Here is a 6,104-nt window from a genome sequence, read left to right as displayed (position 1 = left end):
CGGCATGCCGCAGGGCCCGGTGCCCCGGTGGGCGTCGGATCTCCTCGCCGAATCGGGCCCGCACCCGGACGGTCCGCTGACGGCCCTGCTCTACGTCCCGCGGGCCGATTGCTTCTTTGCCGGCGACGACCCCCTGGCGCTGGTGCGCCGGCTGCCCGGCCTCGTCGCCCTGCGCCTCCACCCCGCCGCCCCCTGGCCGCCGGTCGAGACCCTGGACGTCTTCGCCTGCAACCTCGCGCTGACGCTGCTGACCACCGACGCGCCGGCGGCGGTCGACGCGGTCTTCCGCCTCGTGCGCGACCAGATCACGACGGCGACGATCGTCGCGGTGCCGGCAGGCCCGGCCCCCGACGCGGCGGGCGGGGCCGCTCCGGTCCGGGCGATCGACACCGATGCGGCCTCCGACACGGCCCTCGCCACGGCTCCCGTGCCGGAGGCGGATCCAGGGGCCGACACCGCCGCCACGGCCGACAGGACCCTGCGGGTCGATGCGGCCCGGGTCGACGCCCTCGTGGCGCTCGCCGACGATCTCGCGGCGGCCCGCGCGGCCCTCGGCGGGGTCGTCGCCCGGGCGGTCGCGGGGGACGACCTCGCCGGCCTCCTCCCGGCCCTGCGGGCGAGCGACGAGCGGATCGGCCGGCTCTCCGGCGAGCTGCACCGCGAGGCGGTGGGCCTGCGGCTCCAGCCGCTGGCGCGGATCTTCCGCCGCTTCCCCCGGGCCCTGCGCGACGTCGCCCGCCATCTCGGCAAGGAGGCGACGCTCACCCTCGCGGGCGAGGCGACCGAGCTCGACCGGGACGTGGCCGAGGGCCTGTTCGAGCCGCTGCTCCACCTCCTGCGCAACGCCGTCGACCACGGCATCGAGCCGCCGGAGGCGCGGGTCCGGGCCGGCAAGCCGCCGGCGGGCCGGATCGTGCTGCGGGCCGAAGCCCGGGCCGAGCGGGTCGTGGTCTCGGTCGAGGATGACGGCCGCGGCCTCGACCCGGCCTTCATCCGCCGCCGCGCCGCCGAGCGCGGGCTGATGGCCCCCGAGGCTCTCGCTGCCCTCGACGAGGCCGGGGTGATCGACCTGATCTTCGCCCCCGGCTTCTCGACCGCGGCGGAGGTCGGCGCCGTCTCCGGTCGCGGCGTCGGCATGGATGCGGTGCGGGCCGCCGCGACCCGCCTCGGCGGGAGCTGCACGGTCGAGAGCCGGCCCGGCCGGGGCAGCATCGTCCGTCTTACCCTGCCCCGGACCCAGACCCTCGCCCGGCTCCTCGTCGTCGCGATCGGGCCGGAGCGCTACGGCCTGCCGATGGAGGCGGTGGTCGAGCTCGCCCGGGTCCCGCGCGAGCGGATCCAGACGCTCGGCGCCGGCGCCGCGACGGTCCTGCGCGGGCGGACGGTGCCGGTCCTGTCGCTCGCCGCCCTGCTCGATCTGCCGAGGGAGGAGGCTCCGGCCCCCGCCGAGGCCCGGCTGGCGGTGCTGCGGGCCGGCGACGGTCTCGTCGCCGTGGAGGTCGATCGGTTCGCCGGCCGCCTCGACGGGCTGGTGCGGCCGCTGCCGGGCCTCGCCGCCCTGCCGGGGCTCGCCGGCACCGTGCTGACCGGCGACGGCCGGGTGCTGCTGGTCCTCGATCCCGAGACCCTGGTCGAGCCGGGGGAAGGGGAGGGGCCCGACGGGCCGGGACTGGACGGGCAGGAAATCGATGGGGAGGAACGGGCATGAGCGTGCGGCGCGACGGGGCGCTGGTCCGGCTCGAGGGCATCTGCCCGGTCGAGGAGGCCGAGACCCTGGCCGCCCTGCTGCTGGCCGAGCCGGGCATCGGGGTCGAGTGGAGCGGCTGCACCGGGCTCCATACCGCCCTGGTCCAGGTGCTGCTGCGCCTGCGCCCGCCGCTCCACGGCACCTGCGGCGATCCCTTCGCGGCCCGCTGGCTGGCTCCCGTGCTGGGCGCCCCCCGAGATCCGTGAGGGATACGAGCCCCGGCTGCGGAGCCCGGGATCCGCGCCGCGTCCGCCGCTGCCGAGAAAACCCTGCGCCGAGAAAACCCTACGCAACGATGCCGGTTTTCGCTATGCCGACCCGGAGCGCACGGTCTCCGTCGTTCGCCCTCCCCGGCTCCCTTTCCCCTTGGGGAAGGCATTTCCATCCCGGCGAAGACACCCTAGATGCCCTCCATGTCGCAACCCTCTTCGCCGCCTACCGTCCTCGTCGTCGACGACAGCAAGCTCGCCCGGGCGGTGGCCGTGCGGCTGCTGCGACAGCTCAAGCCGGACTGGACGGTGCGCGAGGCCGCGAACGCCGACGAGGCCGCGGCGGTCACCGCCGCCGAGCCGGTCGACGTCGCCCTCCTCGACTTCAACATGCCGGGCAAGGACGGGCTCGCCCTCGCGGCGGAGTTGCGGGCCGGGAGGCCCGACATGCCGATCGCCGTGATCTCGGCCAACATCCAGGACGAGGTGATCGCCCGGGCCCGCGAGCTCGGCGCCACCTTCATGCCCAAGCCCCTGACGGGCGAGGCGCTGGCGGGGTTCCTCTCGGGCGCCGCCCTGCGGCTGCGCCGGGGCGCCCCGTGAGCGGTCCGGCCCCCGGCGCGGCGCCGCCTGCCGCCATCGGGCTGACCGAGCTGCAGCAGGACGCCTTCACCGAGCTCGTCAACATCGGCGTCAGCCGCGCGGCTGCCAGCCTGCGCACGATGATCGGCACCCAGGTGCTGCTCTCGGTGCCCTCGGTCGAGATCGTCTCGCGCGGGGCCGCCGCCCGGCTGATCGGCGAGCGCGAGGCGGCGCCCCTCGTGGTGGTGCACCAGGATTTCGAGGGCGCCTTCGCGGGCCGCGCCCTGCTGATCTTCCCGCAGGAGAACGGCCGCGAGCTGGTGCGCGCGGTCGCCGGCGGGGACCTGTCGTCCGAGGAGGTCGCGGCGCTGGAGGACGAGGCGCTCGCCGAGACCGGCAACATCATCCTCAACGGCTGCCTCGCCACCATGGCGAACATGCTCCAGCGCACGCTCACCATGTCGCTGCCCGGCATCGCGCGCGGCGACGGCCCGCGGATCTTCGGGACGGAGGCGGGGGCGGGAGTGGCCTCCGACGCCCTGGTGCTCTTCCTCTACATCGACTTCTCGGTCAGCGAGCGCGACATCCGCGGCTACCTGGCGATGCTGATGGACCTGCCGTCGATCGAGAACCTGCGTGGCCTGGTGGACGAGTTCATCGCCCGCGCCCTCGGCGATCTGGACGCCTGATGGCCGTCTCCCCCCAGCCGGACGGGTTCTCCGCATGAGCGCACAGGGCGAGACCGAGGCGGGCCGGTCGGAGGCGCTCGCCGCCGCCGTCGCGGCGGCGTGGCGCCAGGCCGGACCGTTCATCGCCGCCTTCGAGCAGACGCGCCAGCCGATGCTCGTCACCGATCCGCGCCTGCCCGACAACCCGATCGTCTACGCCAACCCGGCCTTCCTGACCCTCGCCGGCTACGCCGCCGAGGAGGTGGTGGGCAACAATTGCCGCTTCCTGCAGGGGCCCGAGACCGATCCGGGCGCGGTGGCGGCGATCCGCGAGGGCCTGCGCGAGGAGCGCGTGACGCGGGTCACGATCCTCAACTACCGCCGCGACGGCAGCCGGTTCTGGAACCAGCTGCTGATCTGCCCGATCCGCGACGAGTCCGGCGCGCTCGTCAACTACTTCGCCTCGCAGGTGGACATGTCGCATGTCCACGAGGCGGAGGCCGGGCGCACGCGGCTCGCCGATATCGAGCGGCGGCTGGCGGAAGCGCAGCGCCAGCTCTCGCTCACCCTGTCCTCCGCCGGCATCGCCGGCACCTGGGACTGGGACATCCCGGAGAAGCGCCTGCACGTCGACGGGCGCTTCGCGGCCTTGACCGGACTCGCGCCGCCCGCGCGGCCCGGCACGGTGCCGCTCAGCCCCGGCCCGCTTCCGGCGAGCGACTTCTTCACCGGCATCCATCCCCTCGACCGGATGCGGGTGCGGCTCGCGGTCAGCGGCATCCTCGGCGGGGCCGAGGTGTTCGACAAGGAATACCGGCTGCTCGGGCCGGACGGCTCGGTGCGCTGGGTCCATGCCCGCGGCCGCTGCCATTTCGGCTCCGAGGGGCGGCCCGCTCGCTTCACCGGGGTGCTGGTCGAGATCACCGAGCAGAAGCGGGTCGAGGAGCGCCTGCGCATCGCCCAGTCGGCGGGCCGCGTCGGTGCCTTCGAGCACGTCCCGGGCTTCGCCACGGTGGCGGCCTCGCCGCAATTCTGCAGCCTGCTCGGACTGGTGCCGTCCCGCACCGTCGCGGCGAGCGCCGTCAACGCGCTCGTGGTCGAGGGCGACCCGCCGCTGATGGCGCCCGACCAGCGCCAGGAAGGCGAGCTGCCGCCGATCGAGACCCGGGTGCGGCTGGCCGACAGTGGCGAGGTGCGCTGGCTGGTGCGCCGCGGCGAGGCGATCCGCGACACCGAGACCTCGGGCCTGCGCCATGTCGGGGTGATCTACGACGTCACGGACTCGAAGCGCGCCGAGGTGGCGCTCCGCGAGCTCAACGACACCCTGGAGGCGCGGGTCCGCGAGGCGGTGGCCGAGCGCGAGCGGGCCGAGGAGCAGCTGCGCCAGTCGCAGAAGATGGAGGCGGTGGGCCAGCTCACCGGCGGCATCGCCCACGATTTCAACAACCTGCTCACCGGCATCGTCGGCTCCCTCGACCTGATGCAGACCCGCATCAACGAGGGCCGCACCGAGAACCTGACCCGCTATGCCGGCCTCGCCATGGCCTCGGCCCAGCGCGCCGCGGCCCTCACCCATCGATTGCTGGCCTTCTCGCGCCGGCAGCCGCTCGAATCGAAATCCGTCGACGCCAACCGGCTGGTCAGCTCGATGGACGAGTTGATGCGCCGCACGCTCGGCGAGCGGGTCCAGCTCGAGGTGGTGGTGGCCGGCGGCCTGTGGCTGACGCTCTGCGACCCCAACCAGCTCGAGAACGCGATCCTCAACCTCGCCATCAACGCCCGCGACGCGATGCCCGACGGCGGGCGGCTCACCATCGAGACCGCCAACGCCCATCTCGACGACACCTACGCGGCCCGGGAGATCGGGGTGCGGGCGGGCCAGTACGTCTGCGTCAGCGTGACCGATACCGGCACCGGCATGCCGCCCGACGTGATCGCCCGGGCCTTCGACCCGTTCTTCACGACCAAGCCCCTGGGCCAGGGCACGGGCCTCGGCCTGTCGATGATCTACGGTTTCGCCAAGCAGTCCGAGGGCAACGTCAAGATCTACTCGGAGACCGGGCAGGGCACGACGGTCAAGCTCTACCTGCCGCGCTACCATGGCGAGGTCGAGGCCTCGGCGGAGGTGCGGGGCGAGGCGCCGCGGGCCGAGCGCGGCGAGACGGTCCTGGTGGTGGAGGACGATTCGACCGTCCGGGCCCTGGTGATCGAGGTGCTGCACGAGCTCGGCTACCGCACCCTGGAGGCCGGCGACGGCACCGCGGGCCTGCGCCACCTGCAATCGGACGCGCATATCGACCTGCTCGTCACCGATGTCGGCCTGCCGGGCCTCAACGGCCGCCAGCTCGCCGACCAGGCCCGCCTGGTGCGCCCGACCCTGAAGGTGCTGTTCATGACCGGCTACGCCGAGAACGCGACCTTCGGCAACGGCCATCTCGGCCCCGGCATGCAGATGATCACCAAGCCGTTCCCGGTCGAGGGCCTGGCGACCAAGATCCGGTCGATCATCGAGGGGTGAGCGGTCGCCGGGCGACGGCGCCCGGATGGATCGGCTCGACCGCGGATCGCTCCGCCGCGCCGGGCCGGTTGCGGGCGCTCGGAACCCCCGCAGTCCGAATGTCAGCGCCGCGCGGTCGTCGAGCCGCCCGAGCTTCCGGTCTTCGCGCCGTCCTCGGTCGCGCCGCGATGGAGGCGGGCGGCGACCGTGCCGGCCGGCGCGGCTTGGTGGCCGGCCGGGGGAGCGCCGCGCTGGGCCTTCTGCGTCCCCTGGAGGGGCGGATGGGCCGGCACGCCCTTCGCCGTGACCTTGGTGGGCAGCAGGACCGGGAGCGTGGCGGTGAACGGCATCCGCGCCTGCAGCTTGCCGTCGGCGCCGGCCTTCGGACCCGCGAAGGCCGG

The 6,104-nt window shown here is 74.4% G+C and carries 6 protein-coding genes; 5 read left to right on the top strand and 1 reads right to left on the bottom strand.

Annotation, left to right across the window (positions count from 1 at the left end):
• From QR78_RS19530 to QR78_RS19510, 5 genes are all read left to right on the top strand, one after another.
• A partial coding sequence (locus tag QR78_RS19530) for a chemotaxis protein CheA (RefSeq protein WP_048429238.1) occupies window positions 1-1,708 on the top strand: 1,708 nt, incomplete at its 5' end.
• Entirely contained in the window at window positions 1,705-1,953 is a 249-nt protein-coding gene (locus tag QR78_RS19525; protein WP_048429236.1) for a hypothetical protein, read from the top strand. The genes QR78_RS19530 and QR78_RS19525, both read left to right, overlap by 4 nt.
• Window positions 1,954-2,160: 207 nt before the next feature.
• Window positions 2,161-2,559 (top strand): response regulator, encoded by a 399-nt coding sequence (locus QR78_RS19520; protein ID WP_048429237.1) that lies wholly within the window; start codon window positions 2,161-2,163, stop codon window positions 2,557-2,559.
• Window positions 2,556-3,227: a chemotaxis protein CheX gene (locus QR78_RS19515; RefSeq protein ID WP_048429235.1), complete on the top strand. Its 672-nt coding sequence runs from the start codon at window positions 2,556-2,558 to the stop codon at window positions 3,225-3,227. Before QR78_RS19520 ends, QR78_RS19515 begins: the two co-directional genes overlap by 4 nt.
• Window positions 3,228-3,261: 34 nt before the next feature.
• Window positions 3,262-5,724 carry a PAS domain S-box protein gene (locus QR78_RS19510; protein WP_048429234.1) on the top strand — a complete coding sequence of 821 codons (2,463 nt, stop codon included), beginning with the start codon at window positions 3,262-3,264 and terminating at the stop codon, window positions 5,722-5,724.
• Between the two features lie 101 nt (window positions 5,725-5,825).
• Here the strand turns inward: QR78_RS19510 and QR78_RS35010 are convergent.
• Window positions 5,826-6,104, bottom strand: a 279-nt coding sequence (locus tag QR78_RS35010; protein WP_048429233.1) for a hypothetical protein, incomplete at its 5' end; no start/stop codon positions are given.

This window comes from Methylobacterium indicum (assembly GCF_001043895.1).
In the GTDB taxonomy this organism is placed as follows: Bacteria; Pseudomonadota; Alphaproteobacteria; order Rhizobiales; family Beijerinckiaceae; genus Methylobacterium; species Methylobacterium indicum.
This window is presented reverse-complemented; position numbering and strand designations above follow the sequence as displayed.

Excerpts from the sequence above, each read along its gene's own strand:
- QR78_RS19520 (WP_048429237.1), top strand. The coding sequence starts at position 2,161 with ATGTCGCAACCCTCTTCGCCGCCTACCGTCCTCGTCGTCGACGACAGC.
- QR78_RS19510 (WP_048429234.1), top strand. The coding sequence starts at position 3,262 with ATGAGCGCACAGGGCGAGACCGAGGCGGGCCGGTCGGAGGCGCTCGCC.
- QR78_RS19525 (WP_048429236.1), top strand. The coding sequence starts at position 1,705 with ATGAGCGTGCGGCGCGACGGGGCGCTGGTCCGGCTCGAGGGCATCTGC.